Source organism: Microbulbifer mixtoriginis (SeqCode), assembly GCF_052467705.1.
The window spans coordinates 4,438,646-4,462,298 of record NZ_CP174322.1; the positions used below are offsets into that span (position 1 = coordinate 4,438,646).

Sequence of the window (23,653 nt, forward strand, 5' to 3'; positions counted from 1 at the left end):
AAAAACTAGACGCTGCAATAGTAGCCGCCGGGAAGAGAAACACCGGGATTGAATCGTTAGAAGAGAGTGAACAGTGAGATAGCCCAAGGGGCTATCTCTCCAAACATTTTTATAGGCTAAATTCTATACCGGCATAAACTGCTGCGCCTGCTGTGTAATAACCCGCAACTTCGCGATAGTTCCGGTCCAACACATTTTCACCGCGTAGATTAACCCGCATATTGGGGGAGACCCGATAGACGGCATTCAGATCAACCTTACTGTAGTTCTCCAGAGCAATTCCGGTATAACCATCAATACGATCCTCAACCCGCTGCCAGTTACCACTCAGAGTCAACTTATCTCCCAGCCATTGTTGGCTGAGACCGAAGTTAAATACCCTCTGGGGAACTCCGCCACGCTGAGCGCCTGTGAAGTCCTCTGAGTTCAGCCAAGTGCCAGTTATAGACCAATCCAGGTTGCTATTAAGGTTGCCGCCCAAGGACAGTTCCACCCCCTCAGATTGACTATCACCATCATCCTGCTCATAAGACCAGGTTGTGTAATTATAAAAAATAGCATCGCTGATCTCCTGGTCGAAGTAGGTCAGCTCAGCCTGTAATAATTGTGCCCACTGGTATTCCAGACCCAACTCATAACCACGACTGGTTTCAGCCCCCAAAGAAGCATTGGTAGTATATTCGTACGGGCTCGGAGCACGGTAACCAGTTCCAAAACTCGCGCGATACTTAAGCTGCTGATCATCACCTAGAGAAACAGGTAGAGCTGCAGAGACACGCCAGCTATTGTGATCCTCAGTCTCCAGGCTATCGCGACGGTAGCCTAGGGTATAGAAAACTGTTTCGGCGAAATCACTGTGCCACTCCGTAAAGAAGCCAGTACTTTCCAATACCTCATCGGCAAATTCTGTAGCATATTTCTGCTGTTCATACTCTCCGCCCCACAGTAGTTTTCCACTGCTCAAGGTATTGCTGCCGATATAATTTGCCTCACGAATTTCACCACTTGTTATAAATGGAAAGGCCCCAGGGCTGATACCCTCTTCGCGGTCAATCTCCTGTTGAGAAAGGCTTACTCTATGATTCCAGTTGGCAAACTGGTAATGACTACTAAAGATGAAAAATTCCTGGTCGAAGCGACTCAGGCAATCATTAGGATAATCCGAAAAACAGTTGTCGTACTCGGTCTCAGTATCCACCTTGCGGTACTGACCCTCGAGAGATAGATTTTCATTTATCTGGTAACCGAGACGTGCACTGGTGGTAAAATTATCGTAACCATCTTCCTCACCAGAAGAATCTTTTTCGGTTGCATTAAAACCATCGGTGGAATAGTCAGAAACACTCAAATCGTAGTACCAGGATTCAATGCTTCCCCCAAGGTTCGCACTGGTGTTCTGGCTTCCGTAACGACCCACCTCTACAGAGGCACTGGCGTTAACACTCTCAGCAGGCCTTTTGCTAATAATATTAATCACGCCACCGGCGCCGGCACCGTAAAGCATGCCCTGGGGCCCGCGCAGGACTTCAATACGCTCAATATCGCTAACCTGCAAGTGCTGCAATTGGGTGCTTACCTGTAAACCCGTCGGGTCGGCAATATTCACCCCATCCAGTAACACCAGGGTGCGGAAATTACTTTCCCCACGGATAAACAAGGAACTGACCTTACCCGCTCCGCCGCTATTGCTGACAGCAACACCTGGCAGAGTGCGCATCACATCCAGCAGGCTGGTATAACCCAATCGCTCAATATCGGCAGCATTAAGAATTGAAACAGAGACACCCAGCTGGCTCTTGGGCAGATCCAGACGGCTGGCAGTCACGGTGATTTCTTCCAGGTCCGCAGCCGCAGACAATAGCGGTTGCACCGCGGCAAAGACGGCAGCGGCTAATAAATTTTTTTTCATTGTGGTTCCCCAATCTCGAACAGAAAAACGGATTGAGGGAGGGTGAGTACAATCGGTGCGCAACCCAGGCGGGCACACTGACCAGACAAAGCCCTCCGCTTTATCCTCAAGGCCAGATATAAAAACTCCGGCTTATTGCCGAGGGCCGGTATCGGGCTTGTCATTTTGCAAAGAAAAATGATTTACCGTTGCGGGGGCAGCGCCGGACTCTGTGTACACATCACCGGACTTCCCGTTTACCCCAGCCAAGTGTAAATACACTGCTGGGCACCCAAAGCGGCGGCAAGTATAACAGCGTGGCTGGCGCTTCCCCAGCGAAAGTGAGACGTTAAATCCACGGGGTAATTTTCAATAAAAATCTGTTTTTCAAACACCGCTCAGTCCTTACTCGCTTGCACACTTCTTTACCAAAAATCCACATTCCTTGCGCATTCCTGAACTATGTTGGCTATCAGCGGCTGGTTAAAAAACACCTCCCAGGAAGGGGGGATACTGGCCGCCGCTAATCGCCCGCGCCTGCTCTTCAGTGCAGGCGCTGTCCAGCTGCCTTCAATGGAGAGCACCATGTACAAGGTTTTATTATCTGTCGCCCTAATGGCCATGATTTCCTCTGCAAACGCACAGCCACGCAAACCTCCTCAGGAAGCCTTTGATGCCTGCAAGGCCATGTCGAAGGGTGATGCCTGCAAAGTGGAAACTCCGCACGGTTCCCTGGAAGGCACTTGCCGCATGCCCCCTAGAGAAGAGCAACTGGTGTGTGTCCCCACAAAAATGGAAGGCCGCAGACCGGGCAAAGATCGAAAAGAAAATAACGAGTAAATCATTGGGGCCCTTGCGGGCCTCGCAGTTCGAGAATGCAGTATGAAAAAGTGGCTATTAGTGGGCCTCACCTGTGTCGCCCCGGCAGCTCTGGGACACCTGCCGGAAACAACCGTGGAAGCCTGCCAAGGGTTAACCTCCGGCTCCAGTTGTAGCATCGGTCACAGTAGCGGCCAATGCTTGCGCTTATCTGAAGATCAGGCTCCGGTCTGTGTGACGGGCACATTGGCTATTGCCAGAATCCCTTCTCAAGAGCGCGCTAACGGCAGACCACCGGCGCGCAGGCATCGGGTGGTGCAGTCGGAGGGATTACAATATAGGGTTCCCGCCGACCACAACCCAATCACCACCAGCCGCGTTAAAGTCACAATCGAGGGGCCCTGGCGGGTGATTGAAGCCAACGGTATCTCCACGCATAAAACCGGTGCCTTCCCAAACTCCGGCAATCCCCACAAAATCGAAACCCAACGCTACAAATACCGAGTACCCGCAGCCCCCAAGTTGGCAAAAAAATCCACACCAGTAAGCCTGCAAAATTTTGGTATTGGCATTAACGGCGTGCCCTTTGATCCCAGCGCCGCAGAGTGGTACCTGGGTAATCGCGGCCTCTGGCGCTATGAGGCGCTCTCCGGTGCGGTTCCCCTCGGCGTTGACGACAACTACGCCCATGTACAGCCCAACGGGGCCTACCATTATCACGGTCTGCCCACCGGACTATTGGCAAGACTACAAGTCACCCCGCAGCAGCATTCACCATTGATTGGTTGGGCCGCAGATGGTTTTCCCATTTACGCACTATATGGCTATGGCGATGGCATGAATGAGGAGACTGATGTAGTAAAAATGCACTCCAGCTATCGGGTGAAATCTGGACATCGGCCAACAAGCAACAAGCAACCTGGCGGCTATTACGACGGCACCTTTGTGGCGGACTACGAATATGTTGAAGGGGCGGGCTCCCTCGATGAGTGCAATGGCCGCTTTGTGCGCACCCCTGATTTTCCCCAGGGTATCTATGCCTATTTCCTTACTGAGGAGTGGCCAATAATTCCGCGCTGCTACAAAGGAACACCCTCCGAGGACTTCCGCCGCGGACCCGCAATGGGGCGGCCACAGCCCCCGCGCAGGCGATTTGGCTGAGACAGGAATTTCTAGCCACTGGATTTTCGCAGCAAATCCAGTGGTACAAAGTCTGCGATACCGTCGCGCCAACGGAATTCACAACTCACCCCGTAGGCTTCGCCAATCAACGTCGGAGTCAGTACCTGTTGCGGTGTTCCCTGAGCTAACAATTCTCCATCCAGCATCAAGAGAATCCGATCGCAAAAGCGCGCCGCCAGGCTGAGGTCGTGCAGTGCCAACACCACGGTTTTGCCACTGTCGGCCAGGCTGCGGAAGTTCTGCATCAGCTGAAGTTGGTGACGGATATCCAACGCCGCAGTGGGTTCATCGGCGATCAGCAGCGGTGCCCGCCCCACTAACAGGCGGGCCAATTGCACGCGGCGCAGCTCGCCACCGGATAATTGAGTGACCGGGCGCTGGGCAAACTCCTGCGCATCGACCAATAACAACGCCTGTTGAATTCTCTGCTCCCGATCTGGCAGGCGTCCCCAGGGCAGTAAACCCAATGCCACCATATCCGCCGCACTGAGAGACCAGGCCGGAGTTTCCGACTGCGGTAGGAAAGCCCCCAGCCTCGCGCGCTGGGATGCCGGCAATTGCCCCGCATCGAGACCATTCAGCTCAACATGACCCGCATCGGGGGACAAGACGCCCGATAAACACTGCAACAGGCTGCTCTTGCCGGCGCCGTTGGGGCCCACCACGGCGGTCAGCTCGAAGGGCTTAAAAGCACAATGGATTCCCTGCAGGACACTCTTGCGCCCTCGCTGCAATTCCAGAGCAACGCAGGCGGCCTCAATGGTTTTCTCACTAGCCATATTCACAACCACTGCCCCCTGCGCGCCGTCAAAATCAGCCAGAAGAAAAAAGGTGCACCGATAAAAGCGGTGACCGCGCCAATGCGCAGCTCCTGCGCGCCGACAAAATTAATCACCAGAATGTCTGCCAGCAGCAACAGCAGCGCTCCAGCTAAAGCGCTGATCCACAGTAAACGGGCGGGGTCCTGGCGCACCAGAGGGCGCACCAGGTGCGGCACCACCAATCCGACAAAACCGATGGTGCCAGCTACTGCCACGGCACCACCCACGGCACTGGCGATGCCCAGCAAAATAAGAAAGGGATAGGCGCGGCTCTGGAAACCCAAGGAAGCTGCGCTGTCTTCACCCAAGGCCAGCGCGCGCAAATAATTGCGTGTGAAAAACAGGCACAGCACCCCCACGGCCAAAAAGGGCAATGCCAAAAACAGTTGGTCCCAGCCGCGATTGGCCAGTGAGCCCATCAACCAGAACACCACCTCCTGCATGGCGAACATGCTCGGTGCATAGTTAAGCGCCAGTGCAATCAGTGCAGATAAGAAGGCGTTAATAGCCACCCCCGCCAACACCAGCCGTCCAGCACTGGCGCCGCGCCCCGCCAACAACCACACCGCCGCCGCCGCGCTAAAGGCACCACCAATAGCCAGAGCCTGCAACAACCAACCGGATTTCCAGGCCGCGCCGTAATAGAGAAACAGTACCGCCGCCAAAGCCGCACCGCTGGAAACGCCGAGCAGCGCCGGCTCCGCCAGGGGATTGCGCAACATCCCCTGCATGGCGGCGCCGCCCATTCCCAAGGCAGCGCCCACCAGTATTGCCAACAGGGCACGGGGCAGTCGCAATTGCCACAGAATCACCGCATCGCTGCTCTGGCCACTCCAGCCCTCAGCCAGCGCATTGGAAAGGTCCACCGAAACCGGGCCACTGCCCAGTGCCCCGAGCAGGGCCAGCGGCAGGGCCGCCAGTAATAACAAAACCGCGTTTTTATTGTACAAGCGCTTCCCTCTTATCCATCAGCTGTTGCAGTGTATCCACCACTGCCAGTACCGGGCACAGGCTCAGCTGCTTCGGCAGGGTATAGGTGCGGCCGCTATCGATATAGCGCTGAAGTACCGGGTGGCGCGCGGCCAGGTAAGCCAGTGCGAAATGCTGCTCGCTGCCATAGAACACCAACAAATCCGGTTGCAGAGCAATCACCTCTTCCAGGCTGATCCGTGCCAGTCCCTGAGTGGTGGCGAGATTGTCAAAACCGGCGCGCTGCAGCAACTGGTGCTCCAGCATGCCGCTGCCGTAAGTGATGTTATTGGCAGAGAGAATCACCGCACTGGCGCGCTGTTTAGCAGCGGGCTGATCGAGTAGTTGTGCCAACGCGCGTTTCTGCTCTTGCAGCGAAGGAAGCGGGCCCAGTACGGCTTGCAAAGCACCGAGTTGTTGTTGCAACTGCTCCAGACTGTAGGCATCGGGGATGGTCACCACATTCATACCCAGTGCCTGCAGCCGCTCAGCCGCACGCTGGGCACCGTACTGCCCGGCAAGCACCAGATCTGGCTTTAATGGCAGCAGCTCCTCGGCGCGGGCGCGATTGAGCTGAACGTGTTCGGGAATCGGCAGGGAGCGATACTGTTCGGCGGCGGACAGCCAAGTCAGGGAGGCAATATCCGCAGGTTGTGCCCAGTTCAGCAGTACTTGGTCCAGACACAGGTTCAACGAAGCAATGCGCTCATAGGCCTGGACTTTCGCGGCCAGAATGAACACTGCACCGAGTAATAGTTGCCAGCAGAGAAGATGACGCCTGGACGTGCGGGTACTCATCCGACTCAGCTCATGTCGATCACGGCGAGGGCTTCCGCCAGGGTTTTTACCGAGTGCATTTCCATACCCTCGATATCGTTTTTCAGGCGATTGGCGGCGGGCACTATCGCTTTGCGAAAACCGTGCTTAGCGGCTTCGCGCAGGCGCTCCTGGCCCGAGGGCACGGGGCGGATCTCACCGGAAAGTCCCACCTCACCGAAGACCACCAGATCCCGCGGCAACACCCGATTGCGAAAGCTGGAAACAACTGCTAGCAAAAGAGTCAGGTCGGCACTGGTTTCCATTACCTTGACGCCGCCTACCACATTGATAAACACATCCTGATCGCCGACCAAGACGCCGCCATGGCGGTGCAGCACCGCCAGCAGCATATTCAGGCGGTTCTGGTCGAGGCCCACCGCTACCCGGCGCGGATTACCGAGGCTGCTGTCATCCACCAGTGCCTGCAGTTCCACCAGCAGCGGACGGGTGCCCTCCCACACGGAAGTCACCACCGATCCCGCGGCGATCTCCTCGGCGCGCTGCAGGAAAATAGCTGAGGGATTAGAAACTTCTTTAAGGCCCTGCTCGGTCATGGCAAATACCCCCAGCTCATTCACCGCTCCAAAGCGGTTTTTATGGGCACGCAGGGTGCGGAAGCGAGAGTCGTGAGTACCTTCGAGCAATATGGAGCAATCAATAATATGTTCCAGCACCTTGGGGCCTGCCAAACTGCCGTCTTTGGTGACATGGCCCACTAAAATCAGCGCAGTACCAGTCTGCTTGGCGAAGCGGGTCAGGTAAGCAGCACTCTCACGCACCTGGGCTACCGAGCCCGGAGCGGACTGCACATCGCTCATATGCATCACCTGGATAGAGTCCACCACCATCACGCGTGGATTGACTTCTTTTGCCGCCAGGCAGATGCGCTCCACATCAGTTTCACTGAGGAGCTGCAGGGAATCAGTGGGCAGGCCCAGGCGTTTGGCGCGCATAGCCACCTGCTGAAGAGATTCTTCACCGGTGATATACAGCGCCGGCATTGAAGTAGCGAGGTGACACAGAGTCTGTAGCAATACCGTGGATTTACCGGCCCCAGGATGACCGCCGATCAGCACCACCGAACCCGGCACCAAACCACCTCCCAGCACTCGATCCAGTTCCGAGGCGGAAGTGGGAATACGCGGCAGCTCACTCAGGTCGATTTCCGAGAGCTTCTGCACCTTGCCAGCACCGGCGGCGCCGGCATAGCCACTCTGGGCATCGGTGAAATTGGCCGCGCGGCTGTCTTTGTGCTCCGGCCCCAAACGCACTTCAGAGAGACTGTTCCAGGCACCACAAGCACTGCACTGCCCCGCCCACTTTGTATAGTCAGCGCCACATTCATTGCACACATAGGCAGTTTTGCGTTTAGCAGCCAAGGTTACTCCCCCAAAGTGTCACCCAGTCAAATTGGCGCACAGTTTACCCCTTATCTCCCTTCAGAGGGCAGCGCTTAACAGACAGATATGACTCTCCTTTACCCAAGTGGTGTATTGGCACTTTTTCCCACTTTCTCTGGGATCTGCGCGATTGATCTAGATCAATTCTTCGTATTTTCACCGGGCTAATATCCGGCGCGTCTCGCCTCCTCCTATAGGCAGAGTCATTACAACATCACCGACTACTCAAAACAGGAAGTAAATATGTCGTCTATTACTCTTCGCAGTGCGCTTCTCACACTCGTCATGGCCTCGACGTCCGCCCTGGCAGCAGATCACGAAGTTAAGATGCTGAACCAGGGCAAGGACGGCATGATGACTTTCGAACCCGCGTTCCTAAACGTTGCAGTGGGCGATACTGTCACCTTCCTGCCCACCGATATGGCACACAACAGCCGTTCCGTACTCTCCCCAGCCGATGGCGACAGTTGGAATGGCGGCATGGGCGAGAAAGTCAGTGTGACCTTGAATAGGGAAGGCGTTTACCTGTACCAGTGCGATCCGCACCTGCCCTTGGGCATGGTCGGTGTAATTCAGGTAGGCCAGGCCGGCAACCTGGAAGATGCCAAGAAACACGCTCAAGGAATGAGTGAACGTATCGCCGTCAACAAGGAGCGCCTCAGCCAGTACCTTGACCTAATTAAATAAGAGAGGCCGCGGCGTGGACATTTTATTTGAGCAAGGCCCTCACCTGGTTGCGCGTTTCTGCGATCTGGTTAAAGAACAGAATGGCAGCGATGGAGTGCAGGCCAACCAGTTTGTGATTCGCCGCGGCACCCAAGGTGCGCTGATTGATCCCGGCGGTGATCTCACCTACACACCCCTAACCATCGAACTCAGCCGCCACCTGAACCTGAGTGACCTGGAATATATCCTGGCCTCGCACCAGGATCCGGACATCATTGCCTCACTGCCACGCTGGATGTTGCACTCGCGCTGCAAGGTAGCGGTATCCAAACTGTGGTCGCGCTTCCTGCCCCACCTAGTATCCGGCTTTGTCGCCTCGCGTGCCGGTAGTGAACGTTGGCAGGACCGTATCATTCCCATCAGTGACACGGGCGAGGTGCTGCCTTTTGCCGACAGCGAAATCTGGGCCCTGCCCGCACACTTTATGCACTCCTGCGGCAACTTCAGTTTCTACGACCCGGTTAGCCGCATCCTGTTTTCCGGTGACGTGGGCGCTTCCCTCGGTGGAGAGGAGGGCGAAGTCATCGATTTTGATGCGCATACTCCATCCATGGAAGGTTTCCACCAGCGCTATATGGGAGGCAACTGGGCCTGTCGTCTGTGGGTGAAAATGGTGCGAGAACTGAACCCAGCCATGATTGTGCCTCAACACGGCGGTTATTTTGCATCTGAAGAAGTTAAGGAAGGCTTCCTGAGCTGGTTGGAGCGGTTGGAATGTGGACCCGATCTGCTGCGACATCAGGACTATCGCTTGCCTCTGAGGAAACCCTAAAGACCTGTCTAGAGGACAGTCTTTACAAGCGATAACCCTGTAGGCTCCGAATCAATACAGGCATGAAAAACCAAGGGAGAGCGAGACGCTTTCCCTTAACCTCCTCCAATCTCTCGCTGTGCTTGCGCCCCCTGCTGCCCACACATACACTGACCGGCATACTTCTCCTAGGCTGCTTTATGTATATTGCCTACCTTCGCACCTTGTTGCTGATACTGCTGTTGGCCTTCGCCGGCCTAGCATCGGCCGTGCCCTGTGCGGAACCTGCAGATATGCTGAGCATGGAAAGCAGCGAACAGGGCCACTGCGAAGCCGATAAAGCCGATGATTGCCACAGTGAGCACCGCGGTGACTGTGGTATCGAATGCGGCTGCTGCCCGGGATTGAGCAATAGCCTCGCCGTAATCTCCGCCAATATCCCGAATTTTTTGCGGCTAATTTCCCTGGCAACAGCTTACACAGTATTTAAACCTTCCCCCGACCCGGAAAGCGCCCTGCGGCCTCCTATTGCCACCTGAGCCTCGGCTCCAGCAGTAAACTTCGCCGATAAATCTTTTTTGCCCGCCACTAGCTGCACCTATGCTGCACTGACGATGTGGTGGGTCAGTTGATATGAATGACAGGAGTAATTCCATGTACCGATCTTTTTTAGCCGCAATTGCCGCGCTTGTTACCACATTAGCCCTCAGTGCTTGTGCCGAACCCACCGAGCCTAAAGAATCTCAAGCGCAGAACCTAACTACCTATAAATCCGCTACCTGTGGCTGCTGCAAAGTTTGGGTGGACCACGCTCGCAACAGCGGCTTCGAAGTGGTGGCAAAGGATGTCGATGACCTCAACGGCGTCAAAAAACAGCACGGAATCGAACCCCGCTACCAGTCTTGCCACACCAGTGTGTCCAAGGAAGGCTATGTTTTCGAAGGGCATGTGCCAGCCAAGCTGATTCAGCAATTTTTGCAAAGTCCGCCTAAAGGTGCGCTGGGGCTGGCTGTGCCCGGTATGCCTCTCGGAAGCCCTGGCATGGAGATGGGCGATCGATTCACCCCCTACCAGGTAATGCAGTTAAACAAGGACGGCAGCAGCGTGGTTTATGCAGAAATCAACGCGGCCGGAGAACAGTTCTGAGGACTGTCGATGACAAAACCTCCGCGGTGCGGCTCGGTTTCGCGCCGCACCTTTGTAACCGGAATCAGCGCCGGCATGGCCCTCCTGGGCCTGCCCGGCTCCCCTACCCCAGCCAGGGCGCGAGTCCCGCCTCCCACGACTTTAACTGGCGAGAATTTCTCCCTGCAGGTAGACCAAAGGGCAGTCAACCTGACCGGACAACCCCGCAACGCAATTTCAGTTAACGATTCTATTCCCGGCCCAATCCTGCACTGGCACGAGGGGCAAACTGTCACTCTCAATGTCCTCAACCAATTAGATAAAAACACTTCGATTCACTGGTATGGCATCAGGGTGCCCAATACTATGAATGGTGTACCAGGGCTCAATTTCTCCGGTATTAGGCCCGGGGAAAATTTTCGATACCGCTTTAAAGTCACACAAAGCGGAACTTACTGGTATCACAGTCACTCCGGCTTCCAGAGGCAGCAGGGACTCTACGGTGCTATCGTCATCGATCCAGCTGGGGGAGACCCGGTAACCTATGACCGGGACTATGTAGTGTTGCTCTCCGATTGGAGCGATGAATCCCCCCAGCGGATTTATTCAAACCTGAAGAAAGATGGCCACTATTACAACCGGCGCCGCCACCGCACCACCACAGATCTCTGGCGAGATGTACGCGCGAAAGGCATAGAGCAAACCTGGCGTGAACGACACCCATGGAACTTCGCAGGCATGTCTGATCGAGATGTGTCTGATGTCACAGGCTATACCTACAGCTACCTGATCAATGGACAAACTCCGGAAGACAATTGGACTGCCCTATTTGCCCCCGGTGAGATAGTACGGCTGCGTTTTATCAACGCCTCTGCCATGACAATCTTCGACCTACGCATTCCCGATCTGGATATGACCGTGGTGACTGCTGATGGCCAGAATATTCAGCCGGTGAGAGTGGATGAATTCCGCCTAGGTACTGGGGAAACCTACGATGTGGTAGTTAGGCCCAGTGGCGACAGAGCCTACACCCTTTTTGCCCAGGCGATCGATCGCGGCGGTTACGCTCGCGGTACCTTAACGCCCGCTCAGAGTCTTTCTGCCGAAGTTCCCCCCATGGATCCAATCCCTATTCTCGATAAGCGCGATATGGGATTCACCCGTGCCAGTGGTGCTAGAGCTGCTGATAGACAGCCCACTGCAGAAGAAGGCAATGCCAAACTGGCCCCCGCTGGCCTGGGAAGCCATAGCCCCATCATCCACCAACCAACAGAAAAAGGCCATGGCGTAGCCCTGCGCGCGCTCGCTCCCCAAAATGGAATGGATGATCCCGGTGTTGGACTCCGTGAACACCAGCAACGCTACAACCGCCGCATCCTAACCTACAGGGATCTTCGCAATCTCACACCATCATTAGACCAGCGCCAACCGCAGCGAGAACTACAACTACATCTCACCGGTAATCCAGCTCGTTACCTATGGTCCATTGACGGTGTTAAATATAGAAACGCCACACCAATATTATTGGCTTATGGCGAGCGTCTACGTATCACTCTGGTGAACGACACCCTACTCACCCAGCCCATGCACCTGCATGGTTTATGGAGTGAGTTGGAAACTGGTGACGGAGAGTATCTACCACGCAAGCACACGCTGATGGTGCAGCCCGGTGCCAAGATCAGTTATCTGGTAAATGCCGATAACCGGGGGCGCTGGGCATTACACTGCCAAATGCTTTATCGCACTTACGGTATTTTCCGAGAGGTGCGCGTGGTATGAGGCGCACTCCCTGTACCAAAGCGGCAGTGATAATAGTTGTTACTCTGTGCTTGCAACTGGGTTTTCAAGCAGCTAAAGCGCAAAATCGGCAAGACCAGCACCACAGCTTCCAAGCCCCCTCAGGAGGTTCAGTCGCTGGAGAGGACAATGGTATGGCCGGGGAGGGGGACAAGCCGGTAGCCAAACTCAGCCTTGACCAATTCGAACGGCGCGGTATGAACGGCGCGGCAATCGAAGGCGATTTCAGTTATGGAGATGACGTCAATAAAGTAGTGCTGGAAGTAGACTTTGAGCGGGGAGGAGGAGAAACGGAAAAAAATGAGCGATGGCTAGTCTACAGCCGATCCATTTCCAAAGATTGGAATTTCCTCGCCGGCTTCCGGCACGACCTACAGCGGGAAACTACCAGCCGCAATTGGCTGGCGATTGGGCTGGTTGGAGAAACCCCTTACTCATTAGAAATGGATGCAGTGCTATTTCTGGGAAGGAACGGCAGTACAGCTTTTCGCCTGGAAGGGGAATATGATGCAAAGCTCGCAGAAAAAGTGAGCCTTATTCCGCGCCTGGAGCTGAATTTCTTTGGCCAAAATGATGAAATCGCTGGCAGTGGCAGCGGATTGTCTCAAATAGAAATAGGATTGCGTCTACTCTACGAAATTCACCCTAAATTTTCCCCCTATGTCGGCGTTCACCATGAACGAGTTGTGGGCAATGCCGCAGATTTTGCCCGTGAAGAAGGGGAAAAGGTGTATAGCACCGTGTGGGTTGTCGGTTTTCGCGTCTGGTTTTAGCTCCCGGTTCGTTAAAAAATTCTGTTCACAGCAAACTATCCGCCAAGTAAATGCAGCAGGAAACCAGAATTTCTCTTGGCTTACAGTCGTAATTCACACTTTTTCTTAGGATTCATTAATAGAGAGATTTTATCAAATTTGAAATATTAGAAAGGCAATATGCTTATACTGGTAAATATTCCTTACAACAAGCAAACTCAAAACTTTGTAAAATGGCAGAATACAGAAACAACTTCTATTAAATGTATGAAATTATTACATCAGGAAGAAATGGTATAGAAAGGGCAAAAAGTGTCGTACATAAACACTTCAGCTCTACACTTTATTCACTCACCATATCTGCAGCAAGATTTCTCCTCATTGAACCTCATAGGTCGCACCAAGCCTATATGGGGTAAACGGGAGTCCAGACGATACGCAAGTGAAATTCTTCTACGTAAAGTATCAATAACTCCAGCGATTACTATTTCCTTACTAATGGGGATGCTGGCTATCGAAGGACAATCCCAAGAGGATTTACATCATGGCCTTCAGTATCACTCCACATCTGGAAGTAACAATGATGCAACCCTAGGAGAAGACAAACCCATCGCCAAGCTCAGCCTTGATCAATTTGAATTACAAGGTAATAACGGAGCCACCATTGAGGGGGACATCAGTTATGTTACAGACCAAAGCAAGCTATCCGCAGAAGTAGACTACGAGCGCTCCAACGGGGAGACAGAGGAGAATGAGCTATGGGGCATTTACAGCCACGCAGTTTCTGCTAATTGGAATATTCTCGCAGGAATTCGTCATGATTTTTACCTGGAGAATACCAGCCGCAATTGGTTTGCAATTGGTATTATTGGCGAGACCCCCTACTCATTTGAAATGGACGCTGTATTTTTCCTTGGTAGAAGCGGCAGCACTGCCCTTCGCATAGAAGGGGTTTATACATTTAAACTCTCAGAAAAGTTCAGTTTAGCACCCCGTGCAGAATTTGATTTTTTTGGGCAAAATGACAAAAGTTCAGACGGAGGGTCTGGTCTATCTGAAATAGAAATTGGCATACGTTTACGTTATGAACTTCATCCAAAATTCTCCCCATATATTGGCATACATCAATATCGCAATATCGGAAGAACTGCAGATTTTGAACGCGAAGAGGGAGAAAAAGTATACGACACAGTGTGGGTTCTGGGATTTCGAGCTTGGCTATAAACCAAAGATCATTCCCCCTTAGCTAACATTGGTACTATTAAAATAGCGGCACCTCTGAAATTTACCATTTTCATCCTATGAACCTTAAATCTTTATGTGCCCAACATCAAACAGGATGGCAAGAATAATTCACAGAGACACCCAAAAAGATCAACCATGCAACTAAAGCGTTAATCTTCTTTAAATATTTCCCTAATCCCGAAGTTGTAACCTACCACTGGAACCGTTAGGTGATTCTCTCCCTTAAATACCTTGTTCGACAATTTAAGGCTAGGATAATTGCGCGACTCCAACCTGCGCACAAGTTGTTTCATGTCCTTCACCATAAACCCTTCTTCCTTACCGACAAACATGAATATATGCTTCTCCATATCTATATTATTTTCTGCATAAGTTCGTTCCTTGGCAAGAATCACTTTATCATCCCACCAGACACTAGGGCTTGCTATGATGTAACGATGAAAGCTATCTGGCTGAGTAAACAAAGTATGAAGAGCAAACAATCCCCCTAAAGAATGTCCCATAAAGGTCTGGTCCTGTTGATCAGCAGGGAACGCATTGCTAATAAAGGGCTTTAACTCTTCGTTAATAAACTCAAGAAACTGATTCGCACCACCCCCCTGAATCTCCCCATCCATCTCCACAGCAGTTGGTGTCAAATCGAGACGCCGTAACTTCCCCAAACTATCATCAACATAATCAATACCTACAAAAATAAAAGCCGGAATCTTTCCTGTTACACTCTGCTTGAAGAAATTTGGAGCCATCATTGGAAAATCGAGATAACCATCCACCATATAAACAACTGGATATTTAACGGTATCGTTCTCCGGATCGTATTCTTTTGGCAATAGAACATCAATTTGATACTGACGCGCCAAGAGATCTGACTGGTAATAAAAAGACAATATTTCGCCACGAGTAAAAGAGACTGGCTCGGCAGTTCCTGCAGACACCGCCCCCACAGAAACGACAAGTATAAAAACAACCGTTGACAATAATATTCGCATAAACTTTCCCTAGCTGAATGAAATTACTATCACCAATGCAATCAGCGACACCCCAGTTTTTAATTCAGAGCAAACCATAATGTCAACTTAGACACAAAAATTAATAGCCATGTAAATAGATAGGCATAAAACTCACATTTATTTAAAAACAAAAAATTCGCGGAGTGTAGCTTTTCATAGCTTCAAGTAAAGATAAACCAACACAACATCCTACAACTTTGCAAAATAAGACATCATTGTATCTTTTGAGACAACTTACCCAGGATCCACTCTAATCTTTACCCTACGCGTTGAATATGGCGACACACCCGATTCTCAAATAGCCTAAATCCAATACCCAAAACTACTGTTACTAGCTACAAGAAAATATTGAATCACCATTTTAACCCCGGAAATTTAGGCAACCTTTACTAACTGAAGCGTAAAAATACCACTCAGCGGCAACCCAGTATTCTGACTCTCCAGAGTCAGCAGGAATACAACCCTTCCAGATTATCAACAAGGCCCACAGCAAGGCCAAGTGGATAATCCAGCTCTAGTAAAATAGTGAAATTTTATGTCTTTTCATTACTTACAATACGCTTAAATACTTTCCCAGATAGACGCAGCAGCTGCGCTCGGCTCAATAGTCGAGAAAGTAAAACAAGTGCCCATTTTTGCTTACCTGACAGTACATAACTTTTTTTGGAGAAGAATGCTTTTAGCCCTATTTGAGCGACGTACTCAGCAGTTTCGTAAATACTCTCATCCACCTTGACTTGATTATTCGCCACCTCAGCAAAGTTTGTCTTGGTTCCACCGGGGCAAAGGCAGGTTACTGTTACACCTGTTCCTTGTAGTTCATTGTGCAGAGCTTCCGAAAAATTCAGTACGTAACTTTTGGATGCAGAGTAGACGCCAGCATAAGGTACCGGCATCAGGGCTGCCCCAGAGGCAACATTAATGATACCGCCTGTTTTTTTAAGCCTCATCTCTGGTAGATATAAGTAACAAAGCTCTGTTAGGGTGTTAATATTGAGCTGCAACATATCCCTATAGGTTTCAAGACTGAAGCTTTCAAAGCTTCCCCACTTGCCAAAACCTGCGTTATTAATGAGAATGTCAACTTCAATACCCATCTCTTTAGTTTTATCAAAGAGCTTTTTCGCAGATCCTTCCACGCTTAAATCCATAGGAATAAAGCTTGTATCTACTGGGTATGATTCATTAATTTTTGTTGCGATATTCGATAAGGAGTCTTCAGATCGAGCCACCAAAATTAGGTTTGCACCACTTTTAGCACATTCATACGCAAATGCTTCGCCGATTCCCGAAGAAGCTCCCGTAACTAATACAGTCTTTGATTTCATTTAATACTATCCCAATACAACTCAAATCCTATTTATTTAGGAAAATATCGGCCTGTGAGTCTCTCTTACCGCAACATTGATAAAAGCATCCGATTGCAAATACGATCGCCAAACCATTCGCGAGTGAGATCCATTTTTAAAGGGGCAGTATCTTGATCCTTTAGGTCGCCCATTCGATCACGACATCGGGCAGGTGTGTAGATAAAAAACCCTTTACGTCCCGTGCTCAGTCAGAGCCCTTGCCCATAACCCACGAAGCTCCAGTTATCAATACAAATTGTTTATCCATCTGCACTTCCCTCTTGAAAGAAACTCAACTGAATTGGCAAGATCGTATTTATGGTTGAGTAGCCAGATCGATCTGCACTTCAGCTATAAACTTCCTCCACCAGGCCTGTGTCGGGGCGGGCGTACGCACATTCACCGGAACACCGATAACAGGCGTAAGAACTGTTGCCCCATGAGCTTCTGCGGCCACTGACGCGCGCTCTAGGGGTTCAAACCAATCGTGCAGGGCAAGATCAAAGGTACTGTTGTGGATAGGAACCATGGCACGGCCACGCAAATCCAAATGAGCCTGCACACTCTCCTCCGGTAGCATATGAACTTCACTCCACAGATCATTGTAAGCACCGGTTTCTATCAGGGTTAGATCAAAGGGCCCGAAGCGCTCCCCGATTTCCCGAAAGCCACCGAAATAACCACTATCACCGCTAAAGAAGATTCGTGTCTCGCGTCCTGCAATTACCCAGCTGGCCCACAAGGTTCTATCCCTATCAGTAAGGCCGCGCCCGGAAAAGTGTTGCGCCGGAGTGGCCGTCAATTGCAGACTGCCTAATGAAAAGGACTGCCACCAGGCCAGCTCGATAATCTTGCCTGAAGCGACTCCCCAATCCCGTAAGTAATCGCCTACCCCTGTAGGGACAACAAAGCGTTCAACTTTCTTATCCAGGGTGCGCACGCTGGTTTTATCCAGGTGGTCGTAGTGATCATGGCTGATTATTACGGCTTTTAACGCCGGCAAATCTTGCAGAGACAAAGGTAGCGGGTGGAAACGTTTCGGCCCCATCCACTGTACTGGTGAAGCCCTCTCACTGAATACCGGGTCAGTAAGCACAAACTCCCCATCAAGATGGATCAAAACGGATGAGTGCCCCAGGCGATAGATCGTGGGCTGACCCTCATTATTTGTGAGTATTTCCTTTGTGATCGTCTGTAGGGGAAGAGGTGCTCTAGGTACCGGTGCCGCCCTGTCAGCACGGGCATAGGCTGCAATGATGTCCACCATCTTACCCAGCCCCGCTTTATAAACGGTCTCCGTGTTTTGAAACTTTTGCGGCTGTGTAGCACAGCTATTAAATAGACCAACGGACATACCTATCACTCCTAGTAATAACCACCAGCGCTTCTTCATAGATGCCACCAAGTATACTATACAGTGCAGTTTATTATCGGTAGAAGAAAAAGTAAACCAGTTAGTGTAAAATTAATCACTTAGATTAATTCCCCGCCAGGTAGCTTTCCTGACGCAAGCAGAGATATCGAGAGTCACATGAGTGAAAAGAAGCCGACCAGAAGCGAAATTAAGCGCCAGGCCATTATTGATGCCGCTAAGCAGGCCTTTCAGGAACTGGGCGTTCAGGGAACCAGTATGGATGAGCTGGCAGCCCGCGCCCAGGTGTCCAAGCGCACGGTATATAACCACTTTGCCAGCAAGGAAGCCTTGGTGATGTTTTTGATTGGCGAGCTCTGGCAGCAGGCAACCCAGTCCCCAGGCTGTGACTACAACCCGGATAGCGACCTTTATGCTCAACTGCACACGCTGTTGGCGCTGGAAATTAAAACTATCTGTAACCCGCAGTATATTGAACTAAACCGTATGGCCTTCGACTACTTCTTCCACCAGCCGGAAGCCCTGCGTCAGGAAATGGAAAAATACAAAGCCCATGAAACCGGCGTACAACGCTGGATTAAAGCCGCCGCAGCCGATGGCCGACTGAAGCCACTGGACCCAGAAATCGCCAGTGGGCAGATACACAACTTAATTAAGGGAAGCTGTTTTTGGCCACAGATGTTACAACTCTCCGGCCCGCCTAGCTCAACCGAACAAGCCGCACTGGCGGAACGTACTGCGGAGATGTTTTTGAGTCATTATCAGGTTTGATGTCTATATGTGTTGGTAGATAGTCCTGATAACTACCAACACATTATTGTATGCAAGAAATCTACTGTTCTAAGAAGATTTCTGAGGTTTTTTTATTAACTTTTAACTAAAAATAAAAACCACTAATATAATCACCTTTGAACCATACCTACTCCGTGATTAAACTTGCAACTTACCCAAATGCAAATTAGTTATTAACATTTGAGCATCTTCTCCATCATTTGACCCACTTATATATTTGAATTTTCGTTTTGCAACTGCTGTAGCTTTAGCGCCTCCATCTCTAAGGGCTTGGTGTAATTCCTTTTTAGGTATTTTAGGGTTTACATTGTTACTCATAACCCAAAAATCTATCCCTCCACTATAGTCAAGTATTCGTGCAGCCTCACGTATTGCTTTACTCACACCTGTATACAGCTTTTTATTCTCCTGAACCAAGTCATTTGGTGACATGATTCTCTCACCCTCAGCATTCAGATTTTTAACATATATATTTCTTATAAATGCTTGAGGAGTAGTTTGATACCATTCCGCTGCAATTTTTACTGCAGCCACAATATCGCTACTCACTGTAGAATCTATACCATATACCCACACTTCATTATCGATAATGGCAGCATTTTTTGTTATAGAATCAAACCTCCTTTCAAAAGGAGATTTATTTATAGATCCAAAATACTTTAATGACCATATATCAATCGAATCAAAGCAGGTACGTAAGATTTTCTCTCTATTTTTAGGGCTTCCAAATACCAAAGAGACATCCATTTTAAAACTTGGACTGCCCTCAGCCATAGACATAGCAAAAGAATCTATATTCATTGCAACAACATCCTTATTAAATTTGCTACTAACTAGCTAAAGTCAGTCCCACTCCACTTCATCGTTATCGCTTTCTTCACTTTCATTAAAGCTCATAGATTCAGAGGAAATGAATAAAGCAAACTTAGGCTCATCTTTTTGTCTGGCAGCTTCAGCCGCACTCTCAATCTGACTAAAATGCTCTGTATCTACCCACGACTCGGCATTATAAATTTCACACCTCAATACCTCACACAATTCCAACTGTTTATCTCGCAATAAATGTTCAATTGAACCATTTGCCTCTTCAAAGCTATTTGAGGGAATTAGGCACTCGACAAAATAAAAATCAGACCCATCATCATCTAACTGGCATCCATCCATTCGACGTGACCTTGTCGAAACGATCCATATATCTTTGTTATCCATATTCATCTCTCAATATTAAGCATGAAGGTTAGCTTATCAAACACAGTACAGGAACACACACAGCCCTGACGAATGCAGAATTTTAATATAAAATCAATAGCAATAATCCCAAATGTAATCAGCTGTTATTGGAAAAATATCTACTTTATCATTATGAATTCACCCTAAGCACCAATCACAACACAAATTTTTTCAGCCAGATATACTATTACACCAAAACTGAAAATCAGCAGGGACGGCCAAAATATACTGATAGGTCCATGACGACTGACTACCCACTTTGATATAAATCCAATAAATAAGCACATCAAAAAAATGATTAGAAGCTACAATCCAAACGACATAGAGCCCATCTTAAATATTTGGCTAAAAGCCTCCGTTAGGGCGCATAATTTTATCGCAGCTGACTTCTGGGAGTCTCAAATAGATAATATGCGCGATACCTATATACCGAACTCAGAAACCTATATCTATGATATACACTCAAAAATATCCGGCTTTTACTCTCTAGCTGACAATACTTTAGCCGCGCTTTTTGTGGACCCAGAATTCCAAGGCCAGGGCATTGGGAAACGGCTTATAGCGCACGCTAAATCACAGAGAAACCCGTTAAACCTAACGGTTTACAAAGAGAATGTTAATAGCTATCAGTTTTACCTATCTCAAGGCTTTCACTCACTAAAAGAGCGAGTTGATAATCATACGGGACATATTGAGTGCTTGATGAGCACAAAGATATAAAGCGCCTAACCTCCCAAATATAAGTAAAAGACAATGCTCCCTGACAAGATATATTTAATCGACAAATCAAAAGAGCTGACTCAAGCCTGGCACCAGGTTTTTAGTGATATTGAGATTTTTGAAATTATTGAGGGTGATTATTTCTCAAAACCTGTCGATGCAATGGTAAGCCCAGCAAACAGTTTTGGAATTATGGATGGAGGCCTCGACCTGCCGATTAGAAATGAATTAGGGTTTGAGGTGGAAGATCAGTTACAAGAGCGAATTAAATCTGATTTTCATGGTGAGCTGCCCATTGGATCAGCAATAGTGATTTCAACCTCGAATGCCAATTGGCCTTACATGATTTCTGCCCCCACTATGCGTATTCCTGAGGACATATCAAATACCATGAATGCCTACTATGCTTTCAGGGCCATTTTAAACTCAGTAAAACTATTCAATAAGTCAGGCCCCACGAAGAAGATAAACTCCATAGTTTGCCCAGGCTTGGGCACTGGCATTGGGAATTTACCGGCTAGGCGTTGTGCTGGCCATATGCGAGCAGCCTACAATTACTTATCCAAACCTCCTAGAATTCCCAGCTTTAAAGAAATTCATGAAACCCATAGAAAACTGCAAATCACATACTAAATAGAGCCAGTGTCCTATTGGAGTAGCTCAACGTAAGTAATGCACATCGTAAAATACAAAAAGGCCCCTAGTGGGGCCTTATTTGATTAGTTGGATTTATAATTTTTCCCAGGCCATCTGCCAGTAGCTACCTCTGCCAGGTTCATACTGGTTTGCACTTCTGCTCCACTGGACACAGTAGCCAGAATTGGGGAAGGGCTTACATTGATAAATATTCCCATCACTGCCCATTACTTTAGTTCCTGCCGTATAGGATTTTAGGCCTTCGGGGAAAACAAAGTCGTAGTCACCTGCTGGCGGTGGAGAAGTTTCGTCTTCCATCAAGTGGAAATCTTGTGTAGTTTGATCAATCAAATTGCCATCAATATCTTTTGTCACAATAACAAGCATATGATGGCCAGGTTCAGACTTTGAAAGTGTCAAAGTCCTATCTAATCTCTGACCGTCACTCATATTGACTTCATAATTAGCCAGTGTTTCACGAGCATGGTTCAAGACTTTTAGCTCAGCCCTGATATTTCCTTTTGCCGTGAGAGCAAGCTGTAGTGAGAGTGGATCATCAGATATTGTGTACATATCCTCAAGTCCTGACACATTTAAATCATAATCTGGTGTTGGACTATTGATTTCATAATTAATTTCAACACGCTCTAAGCCACTGCCATCCTGTAAATATATTGGGTTTGAGCCAAAGACAGGGCTAAATTGATCTTCGCCATTAAACTGGCCTGCGCGAATACTGGTCTGTTCTTGATTGATTTTGGTTGCAAGGTCATGTGCCCAGTTATTAGCCATACCCTGCTCATCAGTAGCAATTTCCAGCACTGTTGCATAAGCTGGCTCTTCATTACTGCTACTATAAACACGTGTGGAAACTTTATCGCCAACTTTTAAGTTTTGTGTTGGATTAATTGTTCCACCTTGATTCCATTCTGATTCGGGTATGCCATCGCCATCAAATTCTACGTCGATAACATTGTAAAAGGCCGCGGCTGTATCAGCCACATCCCACACAGCAAGGATAACTTGGTACCCATCTCGCTCAGGAACCACGCATTCGTGATGCATATCAATGGGTGGCTTTTGATTATTTCCATCAATAGTACAGAATGGATTTAAATCAAATGAAGCTCGGGATAATGGTTGATTGGGGTTCCAATCCGGTTTAGTAATATAATATTTCCAGTCACGAGCTACGTGATTCGCGGTAAAGTGCCACTTAAAAGTTTGTTTACCAGCAGTTATGGGGGTTTTCAGCCAGCGGTCAGCAGTTTGTTCATTTAATGGTGACCATGCATTACTACCGGCACTAGCGATCATGCCATCAGCAGGGCCACTCTCTGGAAACCCTTCGGGCCCTTCAACACTTTGCGGCTCCCATTGAACGGCTCCACAATTTATGTTTTTTTGACCTGTAGAGGCTAGAGGGTATTTACATAAAGTACCCCGCGCAGATGCCACACCTCCACCATATTCTTCCACGTAGCCATGGCCAATTGTATTAGAGCTGCCCCCCACCAGAATCATCGCCAATAGAGTTTTGTTTAATGCAGGTTTCTTCAGTGACGAAACCGCTTTTTTCATTCGTAAATTCATATCAACAGCCATTATTTATGCATGTGCGATTTCCTTCCTGGGTTTATTTACTTCCTTATTTTTGCCCGACCAAGTAAACATCGCTTTATTTAAAAAATACTTGTGAGGCGTTATTGTCAGGTTAATGGACTTTGACCTTCAGATACGGTTCCAAATAATTTCGCAATTATGCAAACTTAGTGAAAAACTGTCACCAAAAGCCATACTGCCATTTTAAGAAAGGAATAAATTATTCATGTAAGGGAATTTCTATTTAAGCTTACTGTCTTGACAAAAGAAAAATAAAACCACGTATAAATATTTAGAAAGATCTAGACAGGTAGGCAACGAGAAGTAACTACCTAAACAGCAAGAAAATCTCTCTGAATATATGACTAAAAATTAGGAATTATTCTTAAAAAAATAATCAAGACTAGAAGACCAATAAACACCTCATTTTTATTTAGTAGTCATAAAGCTACACATCCCTGTGTTACCTAGACATATTCACTCAGTAGACGAGTCTTCTAAAAACTGGCTAAAGGGCAAAAAGATTAAATCATCCATATGTTATGCCGCCATAAAAGGTCTACTGAGAGGCAGGAGCAGAAGGAAATGAAACCCTCAAGGCCCAACTGCCAAAGAAATCATTTATGCTCCAAAATCTAAAAATACTAT

Annotated in this window: 23 protein-coding genes and 1 riboswitch; of the genes, 12 read left to right on the forward strand and 11 right to left on the reverse strand. The window is 49.0% G+C overall.

What is annotated here, in order from left to right; translation table 11 throughout:
* Window positions 1-109: 109 nt before the first annotated feature.
* Window positions 110-1,909, reverse strand: a complete 1,800-nt coding sequence (locus ACJJIB_RS19385) for a TonB-dependent receptor plug domain-containing protein (protein WP_444887238.1) — start codon at window positions 1,907-1,909, stop codon at window positions 110-112.
* Window positions 1,910-2,035: 126 nt separating this feature from the next.
* Window positions 2,036-2,199: riboswitch (cobalamin riboswitch) on the reverse strand.
* A 151-nt stretch (window positions 2,200-2,350) separates the two neighbouring features.
* Between ACJJIB_RS19385 and ACJJIB_RS19390 the strand changes: the two genes are divergently transcribed.
* Both ACJJIB_RS19390 and ACJJIB_RS19395 read left to right on the forward strand, forming a co-directional pair.
* The gene (locus ACJJIB_RS19390) at window positions 2,351-2,728 is read left to right on the forward strand and encodes a hypothetical protein (RefSeq protein ID WP_444887239.1); all 378 of its coding nucleotides are present in this window, start codon (window positions 2,351-2,353) and stop codon (window positions 2,726-2,728) included.
* Window positions 2,729-2,770: 42 nt separating this feature from the next.
* Complete coding sequence (locus ACJJIB_RS19395; protein WP_444887240.1) at window positions 2,771-3,868, forward strand: YHYH protein; 1,098 nt, start codon at window positions 2,771-2,773, stop codon at window positions 3,866-3,868.
* An 11-nt stretch (window positions 3,869-3,879) separates the two neighbouring features.
* Here ACJJIB_RS19395 and ACJJIB_RS19400 read toward each other — a convergent pair whose 3' ends face one another.
* From ACJJIB_RS19400 to radA, 4 genes are read right to left on the reverse strand one after another with little or no spacing between them, the layout of a single operon-like run.
* A complete protein-coding gene (locus ACJJIB_RS19400) occupies window positions 3,880-4,668 on the reverse strand; it encodes an ABC transporter ATP-binding protein (RefSeq protein ID WP_444887241.1) in 789 nt (262 codons plus the stop codon).
* Window positions 4,669-4,670: 2 nt separating this feature from the next.
* A complete protein-coding gene (locus tag ACJJIB_RS19405) occupies window positions 4,671-5,660 on the reverse strand; it encodes a FecCD family ABC transporter permease (protein ID WP_252083381.1) in 990 nt (329 codons plus the stop codon).
* The gene (locus ACJJIB_RS19410; protein WP_444887242.1) at window positions 5,650-6,477 is read right to left on the reverse strand and encodes an ABC transporter substrate-binding protein; all 828 of its coding nucleotides are present in this window, start codon (window positions 6,475-6,477) and stop codon (window positions 5,650-5,652) included. The genes ACJJIB_RS19405 and ACJJIB_RS19410 overlap by 11 nt, the downstream gene beginning before the upstream one ends.
* Before the next feature lie 5 nt (window positions 6,478-6,482).
* The gene (radA, locus tag ACJJIB_RS19415) at window positions 6,483-7,877 is read right to left on the reverse strand and encodes a DNA repair protein RadA (protein ID WP_444882823.1); all 1,395 of its coding nucleotides are present in this window, start codon (window positions 7,875-7,877) and stop codon (window positions 6,483-6,485) included.
* 306 nt (window positions 7,878-8,183) lie between these two features.
* Here radA and ACJJIB_RS19420 point away from each other — a divergent pair, with 306 nt between their 5' ends.
* The 7 genes from ACJJIB_RS19420 to ACJJIB_RS19450 all read left to right on the forward strand — a co-directional run bounded on the left by ACJJIB_RS19420 (window position 8,184) and on the right by ACJJIB_RS19450 (window position 14,273).
* On the forward strand, window positions 8,184-8,585 hold the full coding sequence (locus tag ACJJIB_RS19420; RefSeq protein ID WP_444887243.1) for a pseudoazurin: 402 nt from the start codon (window positions 8,184-8,186) through the stop codon (window positions 8,583-8,585).
* A gap of 13 nt (window positions 8,586-8,598) precedes the next feature.
* The gene (locus tag ACJJIB_RS19425; RefSeq protein ID WP_444887244.1) at window positions 8,599-9,396 is read left to right on the forward strand and encodes an oxygen-binding di-iron domain-containing protein; all 798 of its coding nucleotides are present in this window, start codon (window positions 8,599-8,601) and stop codon (window positions 9,394-9,396) included.
* A 179-nt stretch (window positions 9,397-9,575) separates the two neighbouring features.
* The gene (locus ACJJIB_RS19430; RefSeq protein ID WP_444887245.1) at window positions 9,576-9,914 is read left to right on the forward strand and encodes a hypothetical protein; all 339 of its coding nucleotides are present in this window, start codon (window positions 9,576-9,578) and stop codon (window positions 9,912-9,914) included.
* A gap of 115 nt (window positions 9,915-10,029) precedes the next feature.
* Window positions 10,030-10,521, forward strand: coding sequence for a DUF411 domain-containing protein (locus ACJJIB_RS19435; RefSeq protein ID WP_444887246.1), 492 nt, complete (start codon window positions 10,030-10,032; stop codon window positions 10,519-10,521).
* 9 nt (window positions 10,522-10,530) lie between these two features.
* A complete protein-coding gene (locus ACJJIB_RS19440) occupies window positions 10,531-12,279 on the forward strand; it encodes a copper resistance system multicopper oxidase (RefSeq protein WP_444887247.1) in 1,749 nt (582 codons plus the stop codon).
* On the forward strand, window positions 12,276-13,070 hold the full coding sequence (locus ACJJIB_RS19445; protein ID WP_444887248.1) for a copper resistance protein B: 795 nt from the start codon (window positions 12,276-12,278) through the stop codon (window positions 13,068-13,070). Before ACJJIB_RS19440 ends, ACJJIB_RS19445 begins: the two co-directional genes overlap by 4 nt.
* A 291-nt stretch (window positions 13,071-13,361) precedes the next feature.
* Window positions 13,362-14,273 carry a copper resistance protein B gene (locus tag ACJJIB_RS19450; protein WP_444887249.1) on the forward strand — a complete coding sequence of 304 codons (912 nt, stop codon included), beginning with the start codon at window positions 13,362-13,364 and terminating at the stop codon, window positions 14,271-14,273.
* 170 nt (window positions 14,274-14,443) lie between these two features.
* Here the strand turns inward: ACJJIB_RS19450 and ACJJIB_RS19455 are convergent, their stop codons facing one another.
* The 3 genes from ACJJIB_RS19455 to ACJJIB_RS19465 form a co-directional block, all read right to left on the reverse strand.
* Complete coding sequence (locus tag ACJJIB_RS19455) at window positions 14,444-15,283, reverse strand: alpha/beta hydrolase (RefSeq protein ID WP_444887250.1); 840 nt, start codon at window positions 15,281-15,283, stop codon at window positions 14,444-14,446.
* A gap of 554 nt (window positions 15,284-15,837) precedes the next feature.
* A complete protein-coding gene (locus ACJJIB_RS19460; protein ID WP_444887251.1) occupies window positions 15,838-16,632 on the reverse strand; it encodes an SDR family NAD(P)-dependent oxidoreductase in 795 nt (264 codons plus the stop codon).
* A gap of 337 nt (window positions 16,633-16,969) precedes the next feature.
* The gene (locus ACJJIB_RS19465; RefSeq protein ID WP_444887252.1) at window positions 16,970-18,046 is read right to left on the reverse strand and encodes an MBL fold metallo-hydrolase; all 1,077 of its coding nucleotides are present in this window, start codon (window positions 18,044-18,046) and stop codon (window positions 16,970-16,972) included.
* A 138-nt stretch (window positions 18,047-18,184) separates the two neighbouring features.
* Between ACJJIB_RS19465 and ACJJIB_RS19470 the strand changes: the two genes are divergently transcribed.
* Complete coding sequence (locus ACJJIB_RS19470) at window positions 18,185-18,796, forward strand: TetR/AcrR family transcriptional regulator (protein WP_444887253.1); 612 nt, start codon at window positions 18,185-18,187, stop codon at window positions 18,794-18,796.
* 159 nt (window positions 18,797-18,955) lie between these two features.
* Here the strand turns inward: ACJJIB_RS19470 and ACJJIB_RS19475 are convergent, their stop codons facing one another.
* Both ACJJIB_RS19475 and ACJJIB_RS19480 read right to left on the reverse strand, forming a co-directional pair.
* Window positions 18,956-19,618: a hypothetical protein gene (locus ACJJIB_RS19475; RefSeq protein ID WP_444887254.1), complete on the reverse strand. Its 663-nt coding sequence runs from the start codon at window positions 19,616-19,618 to the stop codon at window positions 18,956-18,958.
* A gap of 42 nt (window positions 19,619-19,660) precedes the next feature.
* Window positions 19,661-20,026, reverse strand: a complete 366-nt coding sequence (locus ACJJIB_RS19480) for a hypothetical protein (protein ID WP_444887255.1) — start codon at window positions 20,024-20,026, stop codon at window positions 19,661-19,663.
* Window positions 20,027-20,341: 315 nt separating this feature from the next.
* Between ACJJIB_RS19480 and ACJJIB_RS19485 the strand changes: the two genes are divergently transcribed.
* Together ACJJIB_RS19485 and ACJJIB_RS19490 are read left to right on the forward strand one after the other, a co-directional pair.
* Window positions 20,342-20,767 carry an N-acetyltransferase gene (locus ACJJIB_RS19485; protein ID WP_444887256.1) on the forward strand — a complete coding sequence of 142 codons (426 nt, stop codon included), beginning with the start codon at window positions 20,342-20,344 and terminating at the stop codon, window positions 20,765-20,767.
* Window positions 20,768-20,800: 33 nt separating this feature from the next.
* Entirely contained in the window at window positions 20,801-21,400 is a 600-nt protein-coding gene (locus ACJJIB_RS19490) for a macro domain-containing protein (RefSeq protein ID WP_444887257.1), read from the forward strand.
* A 96-nt stretch (window positions 21,401-21,496) separates the two neighbouring features.
* Here ACJJIB_RS19490 and gbpA read toward each other — a convergent pair whose 3' ends face one another.
* The gene (gene gbpA / locus ACJJIB_RS19495) at window positions 21,497-23,008 is read right to left on the reverse strand and encodes an N-acetylglucosamine-binding protein GbpA (RefSeq protein WP_444887258.1); all 1,512 of its coding nucleotides are present in this window, start codon (window positions 23,006-23,008) and stop codon (window positions 21,497-21,499) included.
* Window positions 23,009-23,653 lie beyond the last annotated feature (645 nt).